The sequence below is a fragment of the Sphingobium yanoikuyae genome (assembly GCF_034424525.1).
Lineage (GTDB): Bacteria > Pseudomonadota > Alphaproteobacteria > Sphingomonadales > Sphingomonadaceae > Sphingobium > Sphingobium yanoikuyae.
This window is the reverse complement of record NZ_CP139979.1, coordinates 1,567,598-1,593,479: the sequence shown is the minus strand read 5'-3', so window position 1 is coordinate 1,593,479 and position 25,882 is coordinate 1,567,598. Positions and strand designations below refer to the sequence as shown.

Annotated in this window: 18 protein-coding genes and 2 tRNA genes; 15 read left to right on the top strand and 5 right to left on the bottom strand. The window is 65.9% G+C overall.

What is annotated here, in order from left to right; all coding sequences use genetic code 11:
- Nucleotides 1–149 precede the first annotated feature (149 nt).
- Nucleotides 150–2,033, top strand: a complete 1,884-nt coding sequence (sppA, locus tag U0025_RS07365) for a signal peptide peptidase SppA (RefSeq protein ID WP_004212362.1) — start codon at nucleotides 150–152, stop codon at nucleotides 2,031–2,033.
- A 10-nt stretch (nucleotides 2,034–2,043) separates the two neighbouring features.
- Here the strand turns inward: sppA and mutL are convergent, their stop codons facing one another.
- Nucleotides 2,044–3,858 (bottom strand): DNA mismatch repair endonuclease MutL, encoded by a 1,815-nt coding sequence (gene mutL / locus U0025_RS07360; RefSeq protein ID WP_004212360.1) that lies wholly within the window; start codon nucleotides 3,856–3,858, stop codon nucleotides 2,044–2,046.
- A gap of 134 nt (nucleotides 3,859–3,992) precedes the next feature.
- On the opposite strand from mutL, the gene U0025_RS07355 reads away from it, so the two are divergent.
- From U0025_RS07355 to U0025_RS07325, 7 genes are all read left to right on the top strand, one after another.
- On the top strand, nucleotides 3,993–5,039 hold the full coding sequence (locus U0025_RS07355; protein ID WP_004212359.1) for a rod shape-determining protein: 1,047 nt from the start codon (nucleotides 3,993–3,995) through the stop codon (nucleotides 5,037–5,039).
- A gap of 17 nt (nucleotides 5,040–5,056) precedes the next feature.
- Nucleotides 5,057–5,977 (top strand): rod shape-determining protein MreC, encoded by a 921-nt coding sequence (gene mreC / locus U0025_RS07350; protein ID WP_004212358.1) that lies wholly within the window; start codon nucleotides 5,057–5,059, stop codon nucleotides 5,975–5,977.
- Nucleotides 5,974–6,501: a rod shape-determining protein MreD gene (mreD, locus tag U0025_RS07345; protein ID WP_004212357.1), complete on the top strand. Its 528-nt coding sequence runs from the start codon at nucleotides 5,974–5,976 to the stop codon at nucleotides 6,499–6,501. Before mreC ends, mreD begins: the two co-directional genes overlap by 4 nt.
- Complete coding sequence (mrdA, locus tag U0025_RS07340; RefSeq protein WP_004212356.1) at nucleotides 6,498–8,582, top strand: penicillin-binding protein 2; 2,085 nt, start codon at nucleotides 6,498–6,500, stop codon at nucleotides 8,580–8,582. Before mreD ends, mrdA begins: the two co-directional genes overlap by 4 nt.
- Nucleotides 8,582–9,694 carry a rod shape-determining protein RodA gene (gene rodA / locus U0025_RS07335; RefSeq protein ID WP_004212355.1) on the top strand — a complete coding sequence of 371 codons (1,113 nt, stop codon included), beginning with the start codon at nucleotides 8,582–8,584 and terminating at the stop codon, nucleotides 9,692–9,694. Before mrdA ends, rodA begins: the two co-directional genes overlap by 1 nt.
- A gap of 121 nt (nucleotides 9,695–9,815) precedes the next feature.
- Nucleotides 9,816–9,891, top strand: a tRNA-Lys gene (locus tag U0025_RS07330).
- A gap of 59 nt (nucleotides 9,892–9,950) precedes the next feature.
- Nucleotides 9,951–10,026, top strand: a tRNA-Lys gene (locus U0025_RS07325).
- A 923-nt stretch (nucleotides 10,027–10,949) separates the two neighbouring features.
- Here the strand turns inward: U0025_RS07325 and U0025_RS07320 are convergent.
- Complete coding sequence (locus tag U0025_RS07320; protein WP_004212353.1) at nucleotides 10,950–13,955, bottom strand: TonB-dependent receptor domain-containing protein; 3,006 nt, start codon at nucleotides 13,953–13,955, stop codon at nucleotides 10,950–10,952.
- 364 nt (nucleotides 13,956–14,319) lie between these two features.
- Between U0025_RS07320 and U0025_RS07315 the strand changes: the two genes are divergently transcribed.
- Nucleotides 14,320–15,705, top strand: a complete 1,386-nt coding sequence (locus tag U0025_RS07315; RefSeq protein ID WP_004212352.1) for an MFS transporter — start codon at nucleotides 14,320–14,322, stop codon at nucleotides 15,703–15,705.
- Nucleotides 15,706–15,731: 26 nt separating this feature from the next.
- Nucleotides 15,732–17,207: an aldehyde dehydrogenase family protein gene (locus U0025_RS07310; RefSeq protein ID WP_004212350.1), complete on the top strand. Its 1,476-nt coding sequence runs from the start codon at nucleotides 15,732–15,734 to the stop codon at nucleotides 17,205–17,207.
- A 22-nt stretch (nucleotides 17,208–17,229) separates the two neighbouring features.
- Here the strand turns inward: U0025_RS07310 and U0025_RS07305 are convergent, their stop codons facing one another.
- The 3 genes from U0025_RS07305 to U0025_RS07295 are packed head-to-tail and all read right to left on the bottom strand — an operon-like array spanning nucleotide 17,230 to nucleotide 20,062.
- Nucleotides 17,230–18,636 carry a M20/M25/M40 family metallo-hydrolase gene (locus U0025_RS07305; protein ID WP_004212349.1) on the bottom strand — a complete coding sequence of 469 codons (1,407 nt, stop codon included), beginning with the start codon at nucleotides 18,634–18,636 and terminating at the stop codon, nucleotides 17,230–17,232.
- A complete protein-coding gene (locus U0025_RS07300; protein ID WP_004212347.1) occupies nucleotides 18,633–18,824 on the bottom strand; it encodes a ferredoxin in 192 nt (63 codons plus the stop codon). The genes U0025_RS07305 and U0025_RS07300 overlap by 4 nt, the downstream gene beginning before the upstream one ends.
- On the bottom strand, nucleotides 18,821–20,062 hold the full coding sequence (locus U0025_RS07295; protein WP_004212346.1) for a cytochrome P450: 1,242 nt from the start codon (nucleotides 20,060–20,062) through the stop codon (nucleotides 18,821–18,823). Before U0025_RS07295 ends, U0025_RS07300 begins: the two co-directional genes overlap by 4 nt.
- Before the next feature lie 370 nt (nucleotides 20,063–20,432).
- On the opposite strand from U0025_RS07295, the gene U0025_RS07290 reads away from it, so the two are divergent.
- Genes U0025_RS07290 through U0025_RS07270 form a run of 5 tightly spaced genes read left to right on the top strand, consistent with a single transcriptional unit; the run spans nucleotide 20,433 to nucleotide 25,880 of the window.
- Complete coding sequence (locus U0025_RS07290) at nucleotides 20,433–21,614, top strand: acyl-CoA dehydrogenase family protein (RefSeq protein WP_004212344.1); 1,182 nt, start codon at nucleotides 20,433–20,435, stop codon at nucleotides 21,612–21,614.
- A 46-nt stretch (nucleotides 21,615–21,660) separates the two neighbouring features.
- The gene (locus tag U0025_RS07285; protein ID WP_004212343.1) at nucleotides 21,661–22,812 is read left to right on the top strand and encodes an acyl-CoA dehydrogenase family protein; all 1,152 of its coding nucleotides are present in this window, start codon (nucleotides 21,661–21,663) and stop codon (nucleotides 22,810–22,812) included.
- A 7-nt stretch (nucleotides 22,813–22,819) separates the two neighbouring features.
- On the top strand, nucleotides 22,820–23,839 hold the full coding sequence (locus U0025_RS07280; protein ID WP_004212342.1) for an NADP-dependent oxidoreductase: 1,020 nt from the start codon (nucleotides 22,820–22,822) through the stop codon (nucleotides 23,837–23,839).
- Between the two features lie 11 nt (nucleotides 23,840–23,850).
- A complete protein-coding gene (locus U0025_RS07275; RefSeq protein WP_004212341.1) occupies nucleotides 23,851–25,059 on the top strand; it encodes a CoA transferase in 1,209 nt (402 codons plus the stop codon).
- Nucleotides 25,056–25,880: an HTD2 family dehydratase gene (locus U0025_RS07270; protein WP_004212339.1), complete on the top strand. Its 825-nt coding sequence runs from the start codon at nucleotides 25,056–25,058 to the stop codon at nucleotides 25,878–25,880. Before U0025_RS07275 ends, U0025_RS07270 begins: the two co-directional genes overlap by 4 nt.
- Nucleotides 25,881–25,882 lie beyond the last annotated feature (2 nt).

Here is a 25,882-nt window from a genome sequence, read left to right as displayed (position 1 = left end):
GTGTCTCCTGCACGATAGGGGCGAAAGATGCGCCTGCCATAGCGGGCAAAATTATGGGCGCAAGCTTGTCGCGGGTCAGGACAAGCCCACATTGCAGTCAAACCGGCGATGCGATAGCTCGGGACGACCAACGGAAAAGGAACAGCGATTTGGCATTTGTGAAGGGCGCGTGGCGCATCCTGGTCGCGATCAAGGACGGACTGGTGCTCCTGTTCCTCCTGCTCTTCTTCGGGCTGCTCTATGCCGCCCTGTCCTTCTCGCCCAAGCCGGCCAAGCCGATCGGCAGCGGCGCGCTGCTGCTGGATCTGGATGGCTCGATCGTCGAGCAGCCGGCGGAGGTCAGCGCCACCGCCATCCTGTCGGGCTCGGGCGATCAGGCGAAGGAATATCGCCTGTCCGACATATTGACCGCGCTCGACGCCGCCCGCACCGACGACAAGGTGAAGGCGGTCGTGCTCGACCTCGACGATTTCACCGGCGGCGGCCAGGTCGCGATCGCCCGCGTCGGCAAGGCGCTGGACGCGGTGCGCGCCGCCAAGAAGCCGGTCTTCGCCTTTGCCACCCTCTATAGCGACGACAGCTATCAGCTCGCCGCCCATGCCAGCGAAGCCTGGGTCGATCCGATGGGCGGCGTCGCCATCGCCGGACGCGGCGGCTCCGGCCTCTATTACAAGGGGCTGATCGACAAGCTGGGCGTCAACACCCATGTCTATCGCGTCGGCACCTACAAGAGCTTCGTCGAACCCTATATCCGCGCCGACCAGTCGCCCGCGGCCAAGCAGGCCAATCAGGAACTGGCAGGCGCCCTGTGGCAGAACTGGCAGGACGACGTGACCAGGGCGCGCCCGAAGGCCAAGGTCGCGGCCTATGCCGCCGATCCGGCCGCCGCCGCCAGTGCTGCCGGCGGCGACATGGCCAAGGCTGCGTTGACCGCCGGGCTGGTCGATCATCTGGGCGATCAGGAAGCCTTTGAAGAGCGCGTCGCCAAGGTAGCGGGCGATCCGTCCGACAAGGACGAAACCGATTATGCCGCGATCGACTATGCCGCCTATGTGAAGGCCAGGAAGCCCGCCAATGACGGGCAGATCGGCGTGCTGACCGTGGCCGGCGACATTGTCGATGGCGAGGCCGGCCCCGGCACCGCGGCGGGCGACACGATTTCCGACCTGCTGCTCAAGGCACTGGACGAGAAGGACTTGAAGGCCCTGGTCGTGCGCGTCGATTCGCCGGGCGGATCGGTGCAGGCGTCGGAGAAGATCCGCCGCGCCATCATGGAGGCCAAGTCCGGCGGCCTGCCGATCGTCGTGTCGATGGGCAATGTCGCGGCAAGCGGCGGCTATTGGGTCTCGACCCCGGCCGACATCGTCTTTGCCGAACCCGATACCATCACCGGGTCGATCGGCGTGTTCGGCATCATCCCGAGCTTCGAGGGCACGCTGGCCAAGATGGGCATCACCACCGACGGCGTGCGCACCACGCCCTTGTCCGGCCAGCCCGATATCGCCGGCGGCATCACCCCGCAATTCGACCAGATCATGCAGATGGGGGTCGAGGATATCTACCGCCGCTTCGTAGGCCTGGTTGCGCAGGCCCGGCACAAGACGCCGGCGCAGATCGACACCATCGCCCAGGGCCGCGTCTGGGACGGCGGCACCGCCCGCCAGATCGGCCTGGTCGACCGGTTCGGCGACCTCAACGACGCGATTGCCGAAGCGGCGCGCCGTGCCAAGATCGATCCGGCCAAGGCCAAGCCCTACTGGATCGAGAAGCAGCCGGACAAGTTCGCCGAATTCATCCAGTCGATCGCCGACCGCGAGAAGGATGATGCGGGCGCCCCGCGCGACCTGATCGGCCGCGAGGCGAAGCTGCAGCAGCGCTGGGCGCTGCAGGCCGTCGCCGATGTGCGCGGGCTGGTGAGCGGCGCGGGCGTGCGCGCCGACTGCCTGGAATGCCGCGGCTATGGCGCGCCAAGGCCTGCAAACCAGGCGGATGCGCGCGGATGGCTGGCGTTACTAGGGGCAGCCTGGCACTGACGCCAGGCCGTCACTTTCGCCCGAACAGTTTCTCGATATCGCCATGGCCGAGCTTCACCCAGGTGGGCCGGCCATGGTTGCATTGGCCCGATCGCGGGGTCACTTCCATTTCGCGCAGCAGGGCGTTCATTTCCGCGACGCTGAGGATACGGCCGGCACGGACCGAGCCGTGGCAAGCCATGGTTGCGGCGACCAGATCGAGCCGCTCCTTGAGCGACAAGGCGCTGTCATAGGCGGCAAGATCGTCGGCCAGGTCGGAGACCAGCCCCTGCACATCGCCCTGCCCCAGCATCGCCGGGGTGGCGCGCACCAGCATGGCAGAGGGGCCGAAGCGCTCCAGTTCCAGGCCGAATTCCTTGAGTTCGGCAACCCGCGCCTCCAGCCGGTCGCAGGCCGGCTCGTCCAGTTCGACCACCTCGGGCAGCAGCAGTGCCTGGGACGCGACGCCTTGCCCCTCCATCGCGCGGCGCATCCGTTCCAGGGTCAGCCGCTCGTGCGCGGCATGCTGGTCGACGATGACCAGCCCATCCTCGGCCTCGGCGACGATATAGGTGCGGGCAACCTGACCGCGGGCGACGCCCAGCGGGAAGCTGTGCCCTTCGGGTGCGGGCGCAGCGGCGGGTTCGGCCCGCGCCTGGGGCGGCGGGGTCAGGAAATTCGGCCGCCGATCCCCGACGCCCTGATAGCCAGCGGGCGAGGATGGCGCGAACTGGCTGTAGCTGGGCGGCGCATAGGGCGTGGCCGCCGCCTCGAAGATCGGCATGGCGCCGATCGGCGTGGGCGACAGCGGTTCGGGCCGCCAGGCGTTGAGCGCGGCGGGATCGGCATGCTGGACGGCGCGAAAGCCCTCTGCGTCAAGGGCGCGGCGCAGGCCCGAGACGATCATGCCGCGAATCAGCGCCGGGTCGCGGAAACGCACCTCGGTCTTGGCGGGGTGGACATTGACGTCCACCTCCAGCGGCGGGACGTCGAGGAACAGGGCGACGACCGGATGGCGATCGCGCGCCAGCATGTCGGCATAGGCACCGCGCAGCGCGCCGATCAGCAGTCGGTCGCGGACCGGGCGGCCGTTGACGAACAGATATTGATGATCGCCCACGCCGCGATTGTAGGTCGGCAGCGAGGCAACGCCGGAAAGCTGCACCCCGTCCCGCTCCAGGCTGACGATCACATGATTGTCGGCAAGCTGCCGGTCGGTAAGCGCAGCGACCCGCTCCTCCCGCGCCTCACCCGCCTGCACGCCCAGCACGCGGCGGCCGTCATGCTCGACCGAGAAGGCGACCGACGGATGGGCCATGGCGAGGCGACGCATGACGTCGAGGCAGGCAGCATATTCCGACTTGGCCGAGCGCAGGAATTTGCGCCGCGCGGGCACCCTGGCGAAGAGCTGGTCGACGGTGACGCGGGTGCCCGGCGGCAGTGCGGCCGGCCCTTCGGCCACCAGCACGCCATTGTCGACGGTGCGGTTCCAGCCATCGGCGCCACGCGGCCGGCTGTCGATCGACAGGCGCGCGACCGAGGCGATCGAGGGCAGCGCCTCGCCCCGGAAGCCCAGGGTCGCGACATTCTCGATCGCGTCGTCGGGCATCTTGGACGTGGCATGGCGCTCCAGCGCCAGGGCCATGTCCTGCGAATCCATGCCACAGCCGTCATCGCTGACCTCGATCCGGTCGAGCCCGCCGCTCGACAGGCGCACGGCGATGCGCGTCGCGCCGGCATCCAGCGCGTTTTCGACGATTTCCTTGAGCGCGCTGGCGGGTCTTTCGACCACTTCGCCTGCGGCAATGCGATTGACCAGATGTTCGGGCAGACGGCGTATTGACATTGATTAGTGACTAGCCCAAGCGAGCGCTTTCCGCGAGCCGCGACCCCAAAAATATTCCAGCATAGATTTGGGCGGGACGGAGCGCGGACACGAACACTGCCGTCCCGGCGCAACCGGGCGAAACAGGATGAAGCATGTCGATCTTCTCGCGCCTCTTCAAATTTTCCTCCCAGGACATGGCCATCGACCTGGGTACCGCCAACACCGTGGTCTATGTCCGTGGCCGCGGCATCGTCCTCAATGAACCTTCCGTGGTCGCGGTCGAGACGCTGAACGGCGTCAAGCGCGTCAAGGCGGTCGGCGACGATGCCAAGCTGATGATGGGCAAGACCCCGGATTCGATCGAGGCGATCCGCCCGCTGCGCGACGGCGTCATCGCCGACATCGACGTGGCCGAGCAGATGATCAAGCATTTCATCAACAAGGTGCATGGCGGCAAGCACAGCCCCTGGCGCGCGCCCGAGATCGTGATCTGCGTGCCGTCGGGTTCGACCAGCGTCGAGCGCCGCGCCATCCGCGACGCCGCCAGCAATGCCGGCGCCAGCCAGGTGTTCCTGATCGAGGAACCGATGGCCGCCGCGATCGGTGCCGACATGCCGGTGACCGAACCGATCGGCTCGATGGTCGTCGACATTGGCGGTGGCACCACCGAAGTCGCCGTGCTGTCACTGCGCGGCCTCGCCTACACCACCTCGGTCCGCGTCGGCGGCGACAAGATGGACGAGGCGATCGTCAGCTTCGTGCGTCGCCACCATAATCTGCTGATCGGCGAAGCCACTGCCGAGCGCATCAAGAAGCAGTTCGGCGTTGCCCAGCCGCCCGAGGACGGCGTCGGCGAAACGATCCACATCAAGGGTCGCGACCTCGTCAACGGCGTACCCAAGGAAATCAGCATCAACCAGGGCCAGATCGCCGACGCACTGGCCGAGCCGATCAGCACGATCGTCGAAGGCGTGCGCATCGCCCTGGAAAACACCGCGCCCGAACTGGCCGCCGACATTGTCGATCAGGGCATCGTCCTGACCGGCGGCGGCGCGCTGCTCAAGGGGCTGGACGATGAACTGCGCGACGAGACCGGCCTGCCGGTCACCATCGCGGAAGATCCGCTGACCTGCGTCGCGATCGGCACCGGCCGCGCGATGGAGGATCCGATCTTCCGGGGCGTGTTGCAGACTGCCTGATCCGGGGGACATAGACGATGGCGCGGCCACCCAGCCGACGCCCCGGTCATAACCGGAAGGCGCAATATAGCCTCTTCGCCAGCTATGTGGTGGCAATGGCCGGGGCAGCGATCGCGCTGCTGCTGATCGTTGTCGCCATCTTCGATCCGACCGGCTTTGCCGCGATCCGGACAGGGACGGCGGAAATCACCCGCCCCCTGTCCACCGGCATGAAGCGGACTGTGAGCGGCGTCAGCTCGATCGACGAGGTTCTGGCCGCCTATTGGCGCGCCGGTTCCCAGAATGTCGGCTTGCGCCGTCAGGTCGAGGCCGATCGCAACCGGATCATCGAGGCAAAGGGCATCGCGCAGGAAAATGCGCGGCTCAAGAAGCTGCTGAAGCTGGTCGATGTCGACAGCAGCGCGCTGCTGTCGGCGCGCCTCATCAGTTCGTCCGCCAGCAGCGCGCGTCGCTTCGCCCGGCTCAACGCCGGCAGCTGGCAGGGCGTGCGTCCGGGCATGCCGGTGCGCGCGGCCGAGGGGCTGATCGGCCGCGTCCATACCACCACGCCCAACACCGCCGAAGTGCTGCTGCTGACCGACACGAGCAATATCGTGCCGGTGCGCCGCGCCAACGACAATGTCCCCGCCATTTCCACCGGCGGCGGCGACGGATCGCTGGAGATCCGCGCGCTGGCGGCCGGTCGCAATCCGTTCAAGCCGGGTGACCTGCTGGTGACGTCGGGCATTGGCGGCATCTTCCAGCCCAATATCCCGGTCGCCGTGGTCGTCCGCGTCCAGGGCGAGATCGCCTATGGCGTGCCGCTCGCCAACCCGACCAAGGTCGATGCCGTGGTGGTGGAGCGCGCCTTCGAGCAGATCGTGACCCGCCCCGATCCGGGCGTGGCCGCGACCAGCGACCCCAATGGCCTGGCCGCCGGGAACGCCGCGACGCCATGATCGATCGCAATCTGCCGCCGGTTCCCCGCCTGGGCCGCCATCCGTCGCGCTGGCGCCTGGCGGGAACGCCGGTGGTGACCGTGATGCTGGGGTCGATGCTGACGATCCTGCCCGTCATCGCCCAGTCGCCGGCGATGCCGCCCTTCGGCCTGCTGATCCTGCTGGCCTGGCGGTTGCTGCGCCCGGAATTGTGGCGCGCCTGGGTCGGCCTGCCGCTCGGCCTGTTCGACGACATGATGAGCGGCCAGCCGATCGGCTCGGCCATGTTCCTGTGGACCGTGATGCTGATCGGGATCGACGCGATCGAGCATCGGCTCGTCTGGCGCAGCTATCGTCAGGACTGGTTAATCGCGACCATGGCGATTATCTTCTGCCTGGCCGGCGGCGTATTCTTCGCGCGAATTACCGGCGGAGGTCCTGTGAAACTGTTGCTGGTCGCGCCCCAAATGCTCTGGACGATATTGCTCTTTCCCTTCGTCGTCCGGCAATGCGCCCGGATCGACCGCTGGCGCGTGATGGCATGAAATTCCCGACGCCCAAGCGCAAGATCGTCACCGAAGCCACCCAGAGTTTCACCTTCAGCCGCCGGGCCATGGTGGTCGGCGGGCTACAAGGCGCGATCGGCGCGCTGCTGGTCGGCCGCATGGGCTGGATCAGCATTGCCGAGAACGAGAAATATCAGCTCCTGTCGGAAAGCAATCGCGTCAACCTGACGCTGATCCCGCCCCGGCGCGGCTGGATCGTCGATCGCAACGGCCGGCCGCTGGCCAATAACCGCACCGATTTCCGCGTCGACCTGATCCCGCAGCGGATCGTCGATGCCGAAGCGACGGTGGGCCATCTTGCGCAACTCCTCTCGCTCCAGCCCGACGATGTCGAGCGGATCAAGGAGGAACTGGACAAGTCGGCCGGCTTCCGTCCGGTCCAGGTCGCCGACAAGCTGACCTATGACCAGTTCGCTGCCGTCTCCGTCCGCCTGACCGACCTGCCCGGCGTCGCGCCGAGCCAGGGCTTTTCGCGCCATTATCCCGCCGGCGCCACGGTCGGCCATCTGCTCGGCTATGTCGGCGCAGCGACCGCGGAAGACTATAAGAAGCGCAAGGATCCGCTGCTCATCACGCCGGGCTTCAAGGTCGGCAAGGACGGGCTGGAGCGCGCCTATGACGAGCATCTGACCGGCAAGCCCGGCGCCAAGCGGGTGGAAGTCACCGCGCGCGGCAAGATCGTGCGGGAACTGACCACTCGACCCGACACGCCCGGCAATCCGATCAAGCTGACGATCGACGCGGGCCTGCAGGAATATGCCGGCCGGCGCCTCGCCACCCAGAGCGGCGCGGTGGTCGTGATCGACTGCCATAATGGCGACGTGCTGGCCTGCGCATCGATGCCCAGCTTCGATCCCAACAGCTTTTCCGACGGCATCAGCCATCTGGAATGGGAAATGCTGTCGAAGGACGACCATGTCCCGCTGCGCAACAAGGTGCTGCAAGGCCTGTATCCGCCCGGATCGACGGTCAAGCCGATGGTGGCGCTGGCGCTGCTGGAGGCGGGCGTGTCGCCGGCCGAGACGGTCAGTTGCGGCGGCGCGATCCGCGTCGGCAACACATTGTTCCACTGCCACAAGAAGCGCGGTCATGGCCCGCTCAACATGCGCGGCGCGATCGCCCAGAGCTGCGACATCTATTTCTACCAGATGGCCCAGCGGATCGGCATGGACCGCATCGCCAGTATGGCCCGGCGCGTCGGCATGGGCCAGCGCTTCGACCTGCCCTTCCCCAGCCAGAGCTATGGCACGGTCCCGGACCCGGCGTGGAAGCTCAAGAAATATAACCAGAAATGGCAGGTGTACGACACCGTCAACGCGACCATCGGCCAGGGCTATATGCTCATCAACCCGCTGCAGATGGCGGTGATGGCAGCGCGGCTGGCGACCGGACGGCAGTTGATGCCCAATTTCCTGCATGGCGCGGCCCGGCCCGAGCCGGCGCTGGTCGGCGTGCCCGAGGAGCATCTGGTGACGATCCGCGACGCGATGAGCGCGGTGGTCAATGGCGGCGGCACCGGCGGCGCGGCGCGGATGAGCATCCCCAATGTGCTGATCGCCGGCAAGACCGGCACCGCGCAGGTGCGTCGCATCACCATGGCGGAGCGCGCCGGCGGCGTGCGCGGCAATGCCGGCCTGCCCTTCAAGCTGCGCGACCACGCCCTGTTCCAGGGCTTCGCGCCGTTCGACAATCCCCGCTACGCGATCGCCTGCATCATCGAACATGGCGGCCACACCATCCGCAACGAGGATGCGCCGATGATCGCCAGCGACACCATGTCCTATCTGTTCGATCCGCAGAAGGCGATGGAGAAGCTGGTGACGCTGGAAAAGGGCTGGGGCGGCACCCCGGCCGAACGCCAGGCCCGGCAGATGGCCGCCTTCCGCCTGGCCAAGGCGATCGAGAAGGGACAGGCGCCGCCACCGGCCGCCGCCGCCAATGGCAGCGAGGCCGCCAATGCGTCCGCGCCGACCGCCAGCCCGCCACCACCGGCCCCGTCATCGGCTGAGCCCGATGATGGCGACGACCTGCCCGCGCCCCCCGGCCCCGGAAACCCGTAATGAGCATCATACCCCAGTCCGTCACCGAATTTCCCTGGCGCGTGCTGGGCCTGCTTGCCGCCATCGCCCTGTTCGGGACGCTGGTGCTATACAGCGCAGCGGGTGGCAGCATCACCCCCTGGGCAATCAACCAGGGGGTGCGCTTCGTCATCTTCGCCGTCATGGCGCTGGTGCTGAGCCGCATACCGCTGGAACTGTTCGCCCGCTTTGCCTTCCCCGCCTATGGCGCGGTGCTGGTGTCGCTGGTGCTGGTGGAACTGATCGGCGGCGTTGCCGGTGGCAGCCAGCGCTGGATCAACCTGGGCTTCATGCAGTTGCAGCCGTCGGAATTCATGAAGCCGATCATCGTGCTGGCGGTCGCCCGCTTCTATGCGATGCTGCCAGTGGGGGAAATCCGCCGCTGGAACGCCATCTGGCCCGCGTTGGTGCTGATCGGCGTTCCCTGGGCGCTGGTGCTGGTACAGCCGGATCTGGGCACTGCGACGATGATCCTGGCGGGCGGCATCACCGTCATGTTCCTGGCCGGCCTGCCGCTGCGCCTGTTCATCGGTTCCGGCCTCACCGTCGCCGCGATCATCCCGATCGCCTTCAGCTTCCTGCATGACTATCAGAAGAAGCGCGTCCTGATCTTCATGGACCCGGAAAGCGATCCGCTGGGCGCGGGCTATCATATCAGCCAGTCGAAGATCGCGATCGGCTCCGGCGGCATCTGGGGCAAGGGCTTCCTCCAGGGCACGCAGAGTCATCTCCAGTATCTGCCCGAAGGCCATACCGACTTCGTCTTCGCCACCATGGCCGAGGAGTGGGGCATGGCCGGCGGCGTGTTCCTGATCGGCGCCTTCATGCTGCTGTTCCGCTGGGGCATCCGCGTGTCGCTGCGCACGCCCGACAAGTTCGCGCGCCTGGTCGCGGCGGGCCTCACCACCACCATCTTCTTCTACATGGCGATCAACCTGATGATGGTCATGGGCCTTGCCCCTGTGGTCGGCATCCCCCTGCCCTTCATGTCCTATGGCGGTTCGTCGATGCTGACCGTCATGCTGTGCGTGGGCATCATCATGTCGATCGACCGCTCGACCAGGCGCACCACGCGCATCGGCAACTGGGCCTGAGCAGGCCTCTCGCGAAAAAATTGTGCGATAACGCAATTTACTGTTTGCAGAATCAAATGTGCCTGCTAACAGCCCGCCCACACCGAAGCGATCAGCCACCAAGACTGACCGGCAACGGGATGGACGCATAGCTCAGTTGGTAGAGCAGCTGACTCTTAATCAGCGGGTCCTTGGTTCGAGCCCAAGTGCGTCCACCAAATCCTGCATCGGCCTGATGCAGGTTCGATCCCCCGGCGGATCGCTTATAGGCCAGTGTGGACGCATAGCTCAGTTGGTAGAGCAGCTGACTCTTAATCAGCGGGTCCTTGGTTCGAGCCCAAGTGCGTCCACCAAACTTTCCTAGAAAATACAGCAACTTACCCCACATGGGGCCAGCTTCCGAACGCTGCTAGCATTTCCATGCTAGCACTATGCTAGCCGCGCAGCAGGCTCCGCTAGCACGCCCAAACGCCTATCATAGCAGCGCCCCACACCGGCTAGGTGCAGGGCGCTGACGCGTCGGTTTTCTCGGATCAGAGCGTTTTAAGATGCTCTTTGAGATGGTAGCTCAACTCAAGCATAGCGACCGGTAGCTTTGCACGCACATCGCCCAATGCCATTTCCTCGATCGCATATTCGACATACTTCGGTCGGTCTGGGATAGGATGCCGAGGAACGTGAATGCGATAAACATTCCGCCAAGGGATAGACCTCCACGCCGCTTCATATCCGGTATCGTCAGGGTCGAACGGTCGCCAAACCGCCACAGTGCCATAGTCGACTTGGACTGTGCCAAATTGCAGCTTTTGCTCGGGCACCCGCCGTAGCGAGTATATTACGCGGGCCTTGGCTGACGATGCACCATCAAGACAGACCGGCTGAGTATTATCGATGTCCCCGCGCACTGATTCTCTTTCCTATCGTTGCTCTTGAGCACGGTAAGGGAGTGCAGTCACCTGTCTAGCGCACCGTTGCTCGCGCTCCATGTCCCGTCATGCTCCCAGCGGCGGAGGGCAGCGACGACCGCCACCATATCCCGCCGGTCCAGCGCCCCGCTTTGAATGCCAGGCAGCACCTTCTGCTCAACCCAAGCGTCAAACGACCCGAAAAGGACAGTGAACGGGGACGACCGCAAATCCGCCATTGGGCGCTTTTGCGGCTGTTTGGCGCCGGTATCACCAAGTCGTCTGCCCCACCCCATCGACACGAAAAAAGCCGCTGAAAACCGGATGATCCGGCCTCCAGCGGCTTGCCCCGAATGGCTCTTCGGCTTTTATCAGAATTTGAAGCGGACGCCCGCCGTGAAGGCCCGGCCGATAAAGTCGTAGACCGCGATATTGGTGGGCAGGTTCACGCCCGGCACGGTGCCCGGAATGATCGGCGGTTGTTTGTCGAACAGGTTGTTGACGTTGGCGAACAGCTCGAAATTGCCATTCCCCTGAGGCACGGTGAAGCGCATGGCCAGGTCGGTATACCAGACCGCCTTCACCTTATCGTCGACGAACTGGATCGGCACCGGCCCGCCGGGAATATCCAGCCGCATCTTGTGAATATATTGTTCGGACAGGGTGATGCCGAACGGCCCGTTGCTGTAGTCGATCGAGAAATTGCCGCGCCAGCGCGGGAAGCCGGCCGGGTTGCTGCCGACCACGCTGACGCCCGCATAATGGGCGATCGGAGCGCCCGCATATTGCTGGGCATCGAACTTGTCGAGATAGTTCATGTAGAGGCGCAGGCTGAGCGCCCCGTCGCCCATCGCCGTGCGATAGCTGGCGTCGAAATCGATGCCGGCGGTCTTCAGGAAGGCGATGTTGGCCGGCACGATATGCACCAGCGAGGGCAGGCTGGTCGGCGTCGCCCGATCGATCAGGCCGCATTCGGCCACGCCCGATCCGCCCGCATTATAGCAGTTGGTGATGATCTGCTGCGACGAAAGCGTGTCGATCAGGCCAGTGACCTTGATCTTGTAATAGTCGACCGACAGCGAGAAGCCGGGGAAGAAGGACGGCGTGAGCACGCCGCCGATCGTCAACGTCTTGGCCTTTTCCGGCTTCAGATTGGCGTTGCCGCTGGTGACCGTGTTCACATTCTGGTTGAGGCCGCTGCCATAGCTGCCGTCGGCGGTCTGCAGATCATTGACGATGCCGATGCCGCTCTGCGCGCCCGAATAGAGTTCGAACAGGTTGGGCGCACGAATGTCGCGCGACAGGGTGGCACGCAGCAGCAGGTCATCGACCGGCTTCCAGGTTGCGCCGACCTTCCAGGTCTCGACCGTACCCGACGTCGAATAGTCGGTGATGCGGCCCGCGCCGTTGATGCTCAGTTCCCGGAAGAAGGGCTTGTCCTTCAGGATCGGCACCGCCAGTTCGGCATAGGCTTCCTTGACGTTCAGGCTGCCATGCGCCGTGCCGACATTGGTCAGCCAGTAGAAGTTGGTGGTGGCCGGCACGCCGCGCAGACCGGCGAAATAGGCGCTGCGCTCGGCCGCCGTGTCGAGCAGCGAGGGATCGGCATTGCTGGTGAGGTTCAGCGTCTGCTTGCGATATTCCGCGCCGACCGCGAAGTCGACCGGCCCAGCCGGCAGGTCGAACAGGCTGCCATTGAGGTTCACCGCAAAGCTGTCCTGACGGATGCTGGCCCGGTAACGCGACGTGCCGGTGGCATAGGCATAGCCTTCGGGCGTCGACTTGGACGGATCGCCATGCAGCACGTCGATCGGCTTGCAGCCCGCATATTGGCTGGCATAGGTCGGATCGAGCAGCACGCGGCAGGTGATCTGGCCGGTGCTGGGGTCCACCACCGCGTCGGCGGCGGCATAGAGCTTCTTGCTGTCATAAAGGCCTGAATTGGCCAGGATATGCTTGGAGTCGCCATGCGAGTAGGTGGCGCTCCAGTCGAGCCCGCCCAGCTTGCCGGTGAAGCCGGCATTGACCATCCAGTAATCGGTCCGTTCCTTGGCGATGGCGGTCGGCTGGCCGGCATCATATTGGCCGACCGTGTAGCTGTCGGTCGCGGACGTCAGCGCCGAATTCAGCGCGGACGACAGATAGGGATTGCCCTTGTAGATGGTGACGCCCTGCGACGAAGGCACCAGCGCATTCACCTGGGTCGAATATTCCAGGTCCGAGCGCGACCAGCTACCCTGGACGAAGGCGTTGATATCGTCGGTCAGGTCATAGCTCAGGCGCCCGAACGCCTGATAGGTGGTCAGCGGGATGACCGCCGCGCCGGTGGTCGGGATCTGGTAACCGTCGCCGCCCGACTGGAAGCCGGTCGTGCCGACCGCCGTGCCGGTGTTGAACGGCCGGGTCGTGCCGTCATTGTTGATGACCTGCCCGACATAGGGATTGCCCGCCACGCTGGAGGCGGTGATGCGGCCGTTGGGCGCGAGCGCCGAAATCAGGATGTTCGACCCGATCGTATAGGGATTGCGCGCGCCGCCGGGCGCACAGACCGACGCCGGCTCGCTCGCCAGCTTGGTGCAGCCCACGACGCTGCCGACATAGCTATAGCCCTTGGTCGCATAGTCGCGATCGCTGCGCAGCATGCCTTCATTGTTGGAATATTCGCCGCTCAGCAGGATATGTCCGCGTCCGCCGGCAAAATCCTGGCCGACCGCCAGGCCGAGGCGCTGGTTGGCATTGTCGCCCTCGTCGGAAATGCCCGCCTGGGCGACGCCCTTGATGCCGGTGAATTTCTTGTCGAGCACGAAGTTGACGACACCCGCGACCGCGTCAGAGCCCCATTGGGCCGAGGCGCCGCCGGTCACCACGTCGACCCGCTGCATCAGCAGCTGCGGCAGCACATTGGTGTCGATCGTGCCGATATATTCGGTCGGCGACACGCGCATGCCGTCGAACAGGATCAGCGTGCGCAGCGGCCCCTTGGGATTGGCGCTGGGCGTGCCCAGGCCGCGCAGGTTGAGCACATTGCCGTGGATCGGCGCATTCGAGAAGTTCGACGCCGACTTGGAGGGGCTGAGCGAATTGGAGAATTGCGGCAGCTTGTTGAGCGCGTCCGGGATGCTCGACGGCGTCGTGCGCGACAGTTCCTCGGTCGTGGCGACCGTCACCGGCGTCGGCGCGGTATAGCCGTCGCGCACGATGCGCGATCCGGTAACGACGATGTCGGATGTGCTGACCGGCGCGGCACCACCCTGTTCGGCGGCCTGCTCCGGTGCCGGTGCGGGCGCCGCCGCATCCTGCGCCAGCGCGCTGCCGGTCATCGCGACGATGCTGGCGCCGATCGCCAGCGACGACGCAAAAATCTTGTGCTTGGACATTGGTCTTTCCTCTCCCTGGACGCAATGTGTCGGCTCGTTGGCCCACACCTGTCATTATTATCCCGGTGTGCATTTTTATTTCTATCGCTCCAGCGGTGGATGTCAACTAATTTTGCACCAGTGGTAAATGTTTGATCGAAAAGAATTTGCCCCCTTGCCGCAACGGAAATCCGGCCTTCTTATTAGGGACAGGGGATAAAGCCGCGAAAAGCGGTGCATCATATATTGACCTATGGTGCAAAAATGTGCGTTATGCCGGCAACAGATCGTGCCGCTCTGCGGACCAGGCACGGCGATCAGCATGGAGAAGGTCGGTGTCGAGCCTGCGCAACAGAGAATCGGTGATAATCAGGGCGTTCCGCCGATGAGCGAACCTGCCTTGTCCCTGTCAGCTTCGCCGTCATCATCCGCGCCGATCGACAGCCCCGCGCCACCGCCTCCTGCCCCGGCCACCGCCGACTATCCCAGCCCCTTCATGGGCTGGCTGACGGTCGCGATCCTGTTCCTGCTCTATATCCTGTCGCTGACCGACCGGAACATCATGGCGCTGATGGTCGGCCCGATCAAACAGGATCTGGGTCTCTCCGACCTCCAGATCAGCCTGCTCCAGGGACCGGCCTTCGCCGTCCTCTTCTGCCTCTGCGCCATTCCGCTCGGCATGGCGCTCGACCGCTTCAGCCGCCGCATCGTCCTCTATCTGTCGGTCACGGTCTGGAGCATCGCCGCCGCCTCCTGCGGCCTCGCCGGCAGCTTCATCGGCCTCGCCATGGCGCGGGCCGGTGTCGGCGCGGGCGAGTCGGGCTTTGGCACCGGCAGCTATTCGGTCGTCGGCGACAGCTTCCCGCCGCACCGCGTCTCGCTCGCCATGTCGGTCTTCATCATGGGCGGCGTCATGGGTGCGGGCATCGTCTTCCTGCTGGGCGGCCCGATCGTCGGCGCGGCCATGAAGGCCGGCCCTGCCACCTGGCCGCTCTTCGGGACGCTCCAGCCCTGGCAGCAGGTGTTCATCATGACCGGCGCGCCCGGCATCCTGCTCGCCTTCCTCGTCTTCCTGTTCCGCGAACCGCCCCGGCGCAAGGCCGCCAGCAGCGCCGGCGCCGGCTATGGCGAGGCATGGGCCTATATCCGCCAGCACAAGCCGCTCTACACCGCCGCCTTTGTCGGCTTCGGCCTCGCCTATGCCGCCACCATCGGTTTCCAGCTCTGGACCCCGGTCTATCTTGCCCGCGTCCATGGTTGGCAGCCGGCGCAGATCGGCCCGGTGATCGGCATCGCCCAGATCGCCGCCGCCGCACTGATCCCGCTCCATGGCTGGACCGTCGACCGCCTCTATCGCCGGGGGCGCAAGGACGCGCATCTCTTCTGGTGCCTGATGACCGTGCTGGCCGCCGCCCCGTTCGGCATCGCCGCCTTCCTGGTCGCCAGCCCCTGGGCGACGGTCGCCTGTTACTGGTGCTTCATGGCCCTGATCCTCTCGACCGCCAGCATGGGGCCGGCCACCGTCCAGGTCGTCACCCCCGCCTATCTGCGCGGCCGCGTCTCGGCGCTCTATGTGCTGGCATCCGGCCTCATCGCCATGGCCGGCGGCCCAGCCTTCATCGGCCTCGTCACCGACAAATTGTGGGGCGATGAGATGAAGGTAGGCCTCTCGCTCATTACCAGCGTCTTCTGCGTGCTGCTGCCCGCCGCCCTTCTCTTCGCCCTCGGCCGCGCCTCGATGCGCCGCGCCCATGAAGGGGAGCCGGTCTGACCGGCCTCTTCCGAAAGGACATAAAGATGATCGAAACCCGCCGCCCCGCCTTCATCGACGGCAAGCCCAAGCAGTTGCTGATCGACGGCCAGCATGTCGATGCGCTGTCGGGCAAGCGCTTCCAGAGCTTCAGCGCGTCGACCGGCGAACTGGTCGCCGAACTGGCGCTGGCCGGCGCCGAGGATGTCGACCGCGCCGTGCGCGCCGCGCGCGCCGCCTTTGAAGGGCCATGGAGCCGCTTCAAGCCGGCCGAGCGCCAGGCGGTGCTGCTGCGCCTCGCCGATCTGGTTGATGCCGAGTTCCAGGATCTCGCCCTGCTCGATGTGATCGAGATGGGCCGGCCGATCACCGCCGCCATGGGGCTGCGCGGCATGTTACAGCGATCGCTGCGCCATTTCGCCGGCGCCGCCACCGCCATCCATGGCGAGACTTTGTCTAACAGCTTCCCGGTCGATCTCCTCTCCTACACATTGAAGGAGCCGGTCGGCGTCGTGGGCGCGATCATCCCCTGGAACGGACCACTGTTCAGCGCCGCCTGGAAGATCGGCCCGGTGCTCGCCACCGGCTGCACCATCGTGCTGAAGCCGGCCGAGGATGCCTCGCTCAGCCCGCTGCGCTTTGTCGAACTCTGCCTGGAGGCCGGCGTGCCACCGGGCGTCGTCAATGTCGTCACCGGCGCGGGCGAGACCGGCGCGGCCCTTTCCGCCCATCCCGACGTCGACAAGATCGCCTTCACTGGCTCGTGCGAGACCGGCCAGCGGATCATCGCCGCCTCGGCCGGATCGGTGAAGAAGGTGACGATGGAACTGGGCGGCAAATCGCCCAACATCATCTTCGCCGACGCCGATCTCGACGCCGCCACCCCGGCGGCCGCGATGGGCGTGTTCAACAATTCGGGTCAGGTCTGCGCCGCCGGCACCCGCCTGTTCGTCGAACGGCCGGTCTATGAAGAGATGGTGCAGCGCATCGCCGCCTTCGCCGCCAATCTCAAGATCGGCCCCAGCCTTGATCCCGAAACCGTGATCGGCCCGCTGGTATCCGCCAAACAGTTCGCCCGCGTCTCTTCCTATCTCGATCTTGGCCCGCAGGAGGGCGCCCGGCTCGTCACCGGCGGCCATCGCGTCACCGGCGGCGCGCTCGACAAGGGCCATTGGGTCGCCCCGACCATCTTCGCCGATGTAACCGACGAGATGCGGATCGCGCGGGAGGAAATTTTCGGGCCGGTCTCCTGCATCCTGCCCTTCGACAGCCTGGACGAGGTGATTGGTCGCGCCAATGCGACCCGCTTCGGCCTGGCCGGTGGGGTCTGGACCCGCGACATCGGCAAGGCCATGACGGCGGTCAAGCGCATCCGCGCCGGCTCCATCTGGGTGAACCATTATTTCGCCATGGACCCGTCGGTCCCGTTCGGCGGCTACAAGATGAGCGGCTATGGCCGGGAGGGCGGCGCCGAACATATCGACGCCTATCTCCAGACCAAGGGCGTGTGGATCCGCACCTGAGCGCCGCCAACCGAGGGGCCGGTCAGCGCCCCTCGGCATAGGCGCGGATAAGCGCATAGAGATAATCGCGCCCGTCATAGACGCTCTTCACCCGGATGCGCTCGTCCACGCCATGGGCACCATTGCCGTCGGGATCGAGGACGATGCCCGGCACGCTATAGGTCGGGATGCCCGCCGCGCTGAGATAGCGGCCATCGGTGCCGGCGGTCAGCAGGTTGGGCACCACCGGAATACCGGGGAAATGCCGCTGCGCCAGTTTTTCGGCCGGCCCCATGATCTGTGGATCGAGCGGCGGCGGCACGGCCGGCGCCCCCTTGTCGCCCTTGCGCGTCAGGGCAATGCCGGACGGCAGCACCGACCGTAACTTTGCCTCGACATCCTCCACCCTGTCGCCGGGAAACAGGCGGCACTGGATCGTCGCCCGCGCCCGCTGCGGCAGCGCGTTTTCGGCGTGCCCCGCCTCCACCTGCGTCGCGACACAGGTGGTGCGCAGCATCGCATTATAGGTAACGTCGGCCGTCACCGTCGCGACCGTCGCGGCGGCGTCCTGCCCCTGCCCCAGCCGCTCCATCGCCTGCCCCATCGCGCCGCCGACGATCGGTCCCATGCGGGTAAAATAGCCGCGATTGGTCGGGTTGAGCTGGATCGGGAATGACAGCCGCCGTACCGCCGCCAGCGCATCGGCCAGGTCATAGATCGCATTGTCGGGGCGTGGCCGGCTGCTATGGCCACCGCTGTTGCGCGCCTCGATCGTGAAGCTCTGCGCATATTTCTCGCCCACCGCCAGATAGAGGGCGATCGGCCGGCCATCCTTGTCGCTGATGCCATAGCCGCCTTCGTTCAGCGCAAAGCCTGCCTGCACCGCATCGCGCCGGTTGCGCAGCAGCCAATCGACGCCGTTCACCGCGTCACCGCTTTCCTCGCCGCAGGTCAGCGCCACCTTGATCGTGCGCCGGGGACGGAAGCCCGCCGCCTGCAACCGGATCAGGCTGTCGATCCAGATCGCCGACAGCGCCTTGTCGTCGATCACCCCGCGCCCGATGAAATAGCCCTTCTCTTCGGTCAGCCGGAACGGATCGCGCGGCCAATCCTCGCGCCGGGCGGCGACCACATCGATATGATCGACCAGCAGCATCGGCGCGGCGCGCGGATCGCTCCCCTCGATCCGGGCGATCAGGCCGCCATCCTTCTCATGCCCGTCCGGCACGAAAACCTCGGCGCGATCCGGCCCGAACCCGGCCTTGCGCAGCCGATCGAGCATCCGGCCCGCCGCCACGGTGCAACTGCCGGTCGGGGCGCTGGTGTCGGTCTCCACCAGTTCGCGATAGATATCGCGAAAGGCGATCTGGTCCGGGCGCAATTCAGCCGCCGTCGCCCGGCCGGATGCCAGCGCAACAAGGCCACCAAGGGCCAGCAGGGAGGCTCTCATTTCTGGATGTCGAGCGCGCGTTCGGGGCAGGACTTGGCGCCCATCCAGGCCAGCCTTTCCTGCTCTTCCGGCACGTCGATGTCGCCGGGCATGATATAGCCCTCGTCATCCAGTTCGAAGATATCGGGCGCCATCGCCCAGCAACGGGCATGGCCCTGGCATTTCTCGCGATGCACGATGATCTTCATGCCGCATCCTCCTGCGACCAGTCGAGGATGAGGTTTTCGATCCCGAACACATGGCCGCCATAGGTGACCGGCGCGGTGCCGGATTTGATGCGGAAGGTCGGGATGCGTTTCAGCCATTCCTCCAGCCCCACGACGATCTCGCGCCGCGCCAGATGCGACCCCAGGCAACGATGCGGACCATAGGCAAAGGCGGTGTGGCGATTATCCTCGCGGGCGAGGTCGATGCGCGCGGGATCGGCAAATTCCAGTGGATCGCGATTGGCGATCATCGTCGCGCAGGACACATAATCGCCCTTGCGGATCGGCGCCCCCTCGAAATCCACGTCCCTGGTCGCGACCCTGATCATCTGCACCGTGGGATAGGCGCGCAGCAATTCCTCCGCCGCCAGCACGATCCGCTTGGGGTCGTCACGCAGCCATTGCTGGTCCGCCTGATGCCGCGCCAGATAGTTGAGGTCGAAGCCGATCGCGGCGGCCACCGTGTCCAGCCCGGCGATGAACAGCAGCACGCCCGTGCCCCTGATCTCCATGTCGGTCAGCGGCCGGTCGTCGATCCGCGACTGCACCAGGAAGGACATGAAGTCATCGACCGGCTGCCGACGCCGGTCGGCCGACAATTCGTCGATGAAGGCGACGATCGTGCGCGCCGCCGCCGGTCGCTTCACATTGTCGCCATGCAGCAGGTCATTGGCCCAGCCGACAAATTCGTCGAGCCGATCGTCCGACAGACCCAGGAAGCGCAGGAAGATATTGACCGCGAAGGGGAAGGCGAAATCGGTCATCACGTCGCAGCTGGTGCCCGACGCCGCGATCCGGTCGATCAGCACGCTCGCCCTTTCGCGCACCGCCGTCTCCAGCGCCATTACCCGCTTGGGCGACAGCAGCGGATTGAGCAACGAGCGGAACTTGCCATGTTCGGGCGGGTCCAGCTCCAGCGGGATCATCGGCCAGCTCTCGCCCAGCGCCGAGGCAAAGATGCTGCGATGGCTGGAGAAGGTTTCGGGATCCTGCAACACCCGCCGCTGGTCCTGCGCACGGGTGATGACCCAGGTGCCCTTGCCGTCGCGGGTGTTGACCGGCGAATAGAAGATGCGCGGCCCATCATGCACGACCGCGCTCGCCGCCTGCGGATCGCCATTGGGCGTCGGCTCCAGCCCTGGCGAACTGAACAGGCTGAAATTGCCGATCATGTCGGGCGGCACATGCGCCGGGATCGGACGGGCGGCCATGGTTTCCATACTACGCTCTCCTGCAGCGGTAGCCAGTTTTCGCGCGAAGACGGACCGGCCTTATCAATTTTGCATTATGGTATAGTTTATGGGCACGCCACCGGCTGTCAATCGGACAATCGTCGTTACGATATTTTCCCGCGCACAGCGCAAGGGCGCCGCCGCATTTCCACGCTTTTCCGCCACATTGCGCAAAATTCGCGATTTCCGTTGCGGATGAAAATTATCCTTGAGTGCAAAATATATCTAGCCACCTGTGCAATATTGACCTAAGGAATCGGTCATGGATCGCAAGCGGCCATCCGAAAGCCGCGAGCAGCCCGACGGGTAACACCCGGACGGCGCGCTCGCCTTTCGAGCAGAACAGGGATGTGAGTGGATGGCGGAAATGGAGCCCATCGATAGAGAAGAATTCCGGCAGGAGGCGCGCGCCTGGCTGAAGGCGAATTTTCCGCCGGCGCTGACCAATGTGCCCGGTCTCCTCTTCCAGGGCGACGCTCATGCCGCCGCCGCCAATGCCGACTATCAGTTGTGGCGCCAGCGGATGACCGACAAGGGCTGGGGCGTGCCGACCTGGGCGCCACGCTATGGTGGCGCCGGCCTCACCGAAGCGCATGGCAAGATCATCGGCGAGGAACTGACCGCGATCGGCGGTTTCAATCCGATCCGCAGCTATGGCACGATGATGCTCGGCCCGACCTTGCTGGAATATGGCGACGAAGCGCAGAAGCTGGAGCATCTGCCCTTCATCGCCAGCCATGAACGGCGCTGGTGCCAGGGCTTTTCCGAACCCGGCGCGGGATCGGACCTGGCCGCGCTCCAAACCAAATGCATCGACATGGGCGACCACTGGCTGATCAGCGGGCAGAAGATCTGGACATCGGGCGCCGACCAGGCCGACTGGTGTTTCGTCCTCGTCCGCACCGATACCGAGCGCAAGCAGGGCGGCATCAGCTTCCTGCTGGTCGACATGCAATCGGAGGGGATCGAAGCCCGGCCGATCGTCCTGATCAGCGGGTCGACCCATTTCTGCGAGGTCTTCTTCAACGATGTGAAGGTGCCCAAGGGCAATCTGGTGGGCGAAGTCAACCAGGGCTGGACCATCGCCAAGCGGCTGCTGCAGTTCGAACGCAACAGCCTGTCGGAGGTGAAGGCCGACATCACCCCCCTCGCCCCGCTGGCCCATGACTATCTGGGCACGGACGCGCTCGGGCGGATCGACAGTCCGGACCTGCGCGCCCGGATGGTGCGCAATGCGATGCGGCATGAAGCCTATATGGCGACCGTCCGCCGGCTCGCCGCCGAAGGGAAGAATGGCGGCCCCAGCCATGGCGTTTCGGCGCTCAAGAATTTGTGGTCCGGCATCATCCAGGAGCGGGCCGAACTGCTGGTCGAGATCATGGGCGCCGACGGCCTGGGCTGGGCCGGCGATCCCTATAGCGCGGCCGAGAAGGAGGCGACGCGCGCCTGGCTGCACAGCAAGGCCTTCTCCATCTACGGCGGCAGCTACGAGGTGCAGAACAATATCACCGCCAAGCGCACGCTGGGCCTGCCGGGCTGAGCATGGGCGAGGACGAGAGAAAAGACAGGATGCGGGAGGACGCGCCGTGGCGGTGCTGAACGAAGAACAGACGATGCTGAAGGACATGGCGTCGCAATGGGTGCGCGACCGCCTGCCCGTGACCGCGCTGCGCGGCCTCTACGATCATGGCGGCGGCGGCCTCAGCGGATCGGACGGCTATGATGCCGACGCCTGGGCCGAAATGGCGCAGATGGGCTGGTGCGGCATCATCGTGCCGGAAGCCCATGGCGGCGCCGACTTTGGCTATCTCAGCCTTGGCCTGGTGATCGAGGAACTGGGGCGCACCCTGGCCGCCTCACCGCTCATCAGCTCCGCGCTGGTCGCTGCGTCTGCGCTGCGCCTCGCGGGCACGCAGGATCAGCAGGCCCGCTGGCTGCCGGGCATCGCCGACGGATCGCTGATCGGCACGCTGGCGCTCGACGAAGGGCCACATCATGCCCCCGAGCGCACCGCGCTGGCCGCCACAGCCTCGGGCGATGGCTGGACTTTGTCGGGCACGAAACGCCCGGTGCAGGACGGCATGATCGCCGACCTCGCCATCGTCGCCGCGCGCACCAGCGGCGTGGCCGGCGATCGGGACGGCCTGACCCTGTTCCTGGTACCGACCGACAGCGCCGGGCTGGAGCGGCTGGCGCTCGACCAGATCGATGCCCGCCGTCCCGCCCAATATCGCTTCGATAGTGTCAACATCGCTGTCAACGATGTGCTCGGTGAAGTCGGCAAGGCCGCCGACCTGATCGACGCGATCCGCGACCGGGCCGCGATCGGCATGGCCGCCGAAATGCTGGGCAGCGCGACCCAGGCCTTCGACATCACGCTCGATTATCTCAAGACCCGCGTCCAGTTCGGCGCGATCATCGGCTCCTTCCAGGCGCTGCAACATCGCGCGGCCGAACTGTTCGGCGAATTGCAGCTGACGCGATCGGCAGTGGAAACCGCGCTGGCGGCGATCGATGCCGATGATCCGGCGCTCCCCGCCCTCGCCTCGCTTGCCAAGGCGACCGCCGGCGAGACGCTGCACCGCATTTCCTCGCAGATGGTCCAGCTGCACGGCGGCATCGGCATGACCCATGAACATGATGCCGGCCTTTACCTGAAGCGCGCCCGCGTCGCCGAGCAATGCCATGGCAGCACCGCCTGGCATCGCGAACGCTGGGCGCGGCTCAATGGCTATTGAGGGGCCGATGACCATGCCATCGCGCGAAATACAGTTGAAGCGCCGCCCGGTCGGCGCCCCCGTGACGGAGGATTTCGCTACCGTCGAACAGGCTCTGCCACCGCCCGGCCCCGGCGAGGTCCAGGTCCGCAATCTCTGGATGGCGGTCGACCCCGCGATGCGCGGGCGAATGAGCGACGCCAAGAGCTATGTGCCCCCCTTCGCGCTCGACGCGGCGATGGAAGGACCGGCCATTGGCGAGGTGATCGCCTCCAACGATCCGGCCTTCGCGCCCGGCGACCTGGTCTTTTCCCGACTTGGCTGGCGTGAGGCGTTCAACGCCCCCGGCACCGCGCTCCAGCATCGCGATCGCCAGGCACTGCCGCCCCAGGCCTATCTCTGCTTCGCGGGCATGACCGGCCTCACCGCCTATGCCGGCCTCATCCGCATTGCGGAGTTACAGCCGGGCGATACCGTCTTTGTGTCGGCCGCGTCCGGCGCGGTCGGATCGATCGCCTGCCAGATCGCCCGCAACATGGGATGCAAGGTGATCGGATCGGCCGGCGGCCCGGACAAGACCGCCTTCCTGCGCGACGTGCTCAAGGTCGACGCCGCGATCGATTACAAGGCGGAGCCGAACCTGACGAAAGCGCTCGCCCGCGAAGTCAAGGCGATCGGTGCCAGCGGCATCGACGTCTATTTCGACAATGTCGGCGGCGATCATCTGCAGGCCGCCCTGTCGCTCGCCAATGATTTCGCGCGCTTCGCCATCTGCGGCATGATCTCGCAATATAATGTGACCGACGCGCCGACCGTGCCACGCAACCTCACCATGCTGATGACCAAGCGCATCCGCATGCAGGGCTATATCGCGCTCGACCATATGGATCTGGAGGCGGAGATGCTGAAACGCATGACCGCTTGGAACCAGGCCGGCCAGATGGCCTCGGCCGAAACCGTCTATGATGGCATCGGCAAGGCGCTCGACGCCTTCTGGGGCCTGTTCTCGGGCGCCAATATCGGCCGCACCATGGTCAGGCTGGGCTAGGGGGGAATTTCATGTACGACATGCTCAAGGGCCTGCGCGTGGTAGAGGGCGCCGCCTTCATCGCCGGCCCGTCCTGCGGCCTGCACCTGGCACAGATGGGGGCGGAGGTGATCCGTTTCGACGCAATCGGTGGCGGCCCTGACTATCGTCGCTGGCCGGTCGTCCCCTCCGGCGCCAGCCTCTATTGGGAAGGCCTCAACAAGGGCAAGAAATCGATCGCGATCGATCTTGGCCGGCCTGAAGGGCGCGAACTGGCGGTCGCCATCGCCACCGCACCAGGCGACAATGCCGGGCTGTTCCTCACCAATTATCCGGTGAAGGGCTTCCTCAGCCATGACGCGCTGGCCGCGCGCCGTGCTGATATCATCAGCGTCCGCGTCATGGGCTGGGCCGATGGATCACCGGCGGTCGATTACACCATCAACGCCGCCGCCGGCGTGCCGATGATGACCGGCCCGGCCGACGATGACCGCCCGGTCAACCATGTCCTGCCGGCCTGGGATCTGCTCGGCGGCGCCTATGCCGCCTTTGCCATGACGTCCGCCCTGCTCCGCCGGCGCGCGACCGGCCAGGGCGCAGAAATCCGCGTGCCCCTTTCAGACCTCGCGGCCTCAACCCTGTCGCATCTCGGCTCCGTCGCCGAAGTGCTGTCAGCCGGCGACCGGCCGCGCATGGGCAATGACCTGTTCGGCGCCTTCGGCCGGGATTTCCTGACCGCCGACGGCAAAAGACTGATCGTCGTCGCCATCACCCCGCGCCAATGGACCGGCCTGCTCAAGACGCTGGACTTGGGCGAAGCCATTGCCGCGCTGGAAAGCGAAACGGGTGCCAATTTCGCCAAAGATGAAGGCGCCCGCTTCACCCACCGCGCCAGCCTCTTCCCGCTGTTCGAAGCCGCCTTCGCCGCCCGCAGCAGCGATGCCCTGAAACCCGCTTTCGACGCGGGTGGGGTCACCTGGGGCGAATATCAGTCGCTGCACCAGGCCGTGACGCAGGACGAACGGCTGTTCACCGCCAATCCCCTGTTCGAGACGATCGCCCATCCCAGCGGCCTCACCTACCCCACATCCGGCCCAGCGGGCACGCTGGCCGGCGAAGCGCGCGGCGCCGTCGGCACCGCCCCGCGCCTTGGCGAACATAGCGACCAGATATTGAGCGAGCTTCTAGGCCTCGACAGCGGCGCGATCGGCCGCCTCCATGACGAAGGACTGGTCGCATGACCCTTTCCCCATCCGATATCGCCCATTGGCAGACATGGGTCGGCAGGACAGAGAGCCGGACCGAAATGCTCGACCGGGAAGCGCTGCGCCGCTTCGCCGCCGCCATCGGCGAACCGCTCGATGTCGAGGCGGTCCAGCCCTCGCTGGCCCATTGGGCCTTTTTCCTGCCGGTTGCCGCCGCCGACCAGATCGGCCCGGACGGCCATCCCAAGCGCGGCGGTTTCCTGCCGCCGATCAGCCTGCCGCGCCGCATGTTCGCCGCCGCCGAGATGCAGTTTCATGCCCCGCTGATGCTCGACTGGGAAGCGACCCGCACCTCGACCGTGCTGGACATCGCCCACAAGAGCGGCCGCAGTGGCGAGCTTCTCCTGGTGAAGGTCGGCCACAGCATCGTCCAGGCCGATCGCGAACGGGTGAGCGAGGTGCAGACCATCGTCTATCGCGACACCGGCGCACCGACGCCCGCGATCGTCCCCGCCGCCTTTGACGACGCCCCCGATGATGTGAACTGGGCGCCAAGCAGCGTCGACCTGTTCCGTTTTTCGGCCGTCACCTTCAACAGCCATCGCATCCATTATGACCTGCCCTATGCGACCGGCGAGGAAGGCTATCCCGGCCTGGTGATCCACGGCCCCTTCACCGCCGCCAGATTGTTCGGCCATGCCCGGCGCGGCGGCCGCAGCCCGACCCGCTTCGCCTTCCGCGCGGTCGCGCCGGTCTTCGCCGGTCAGCCCGTATTGCTGCGCGAGGATGAAGCCGGCCGCTGCCGTGCGATCCGCTGCGACGGCAGCGACGCGATGGTCGCCGACATCGGATATTGAGA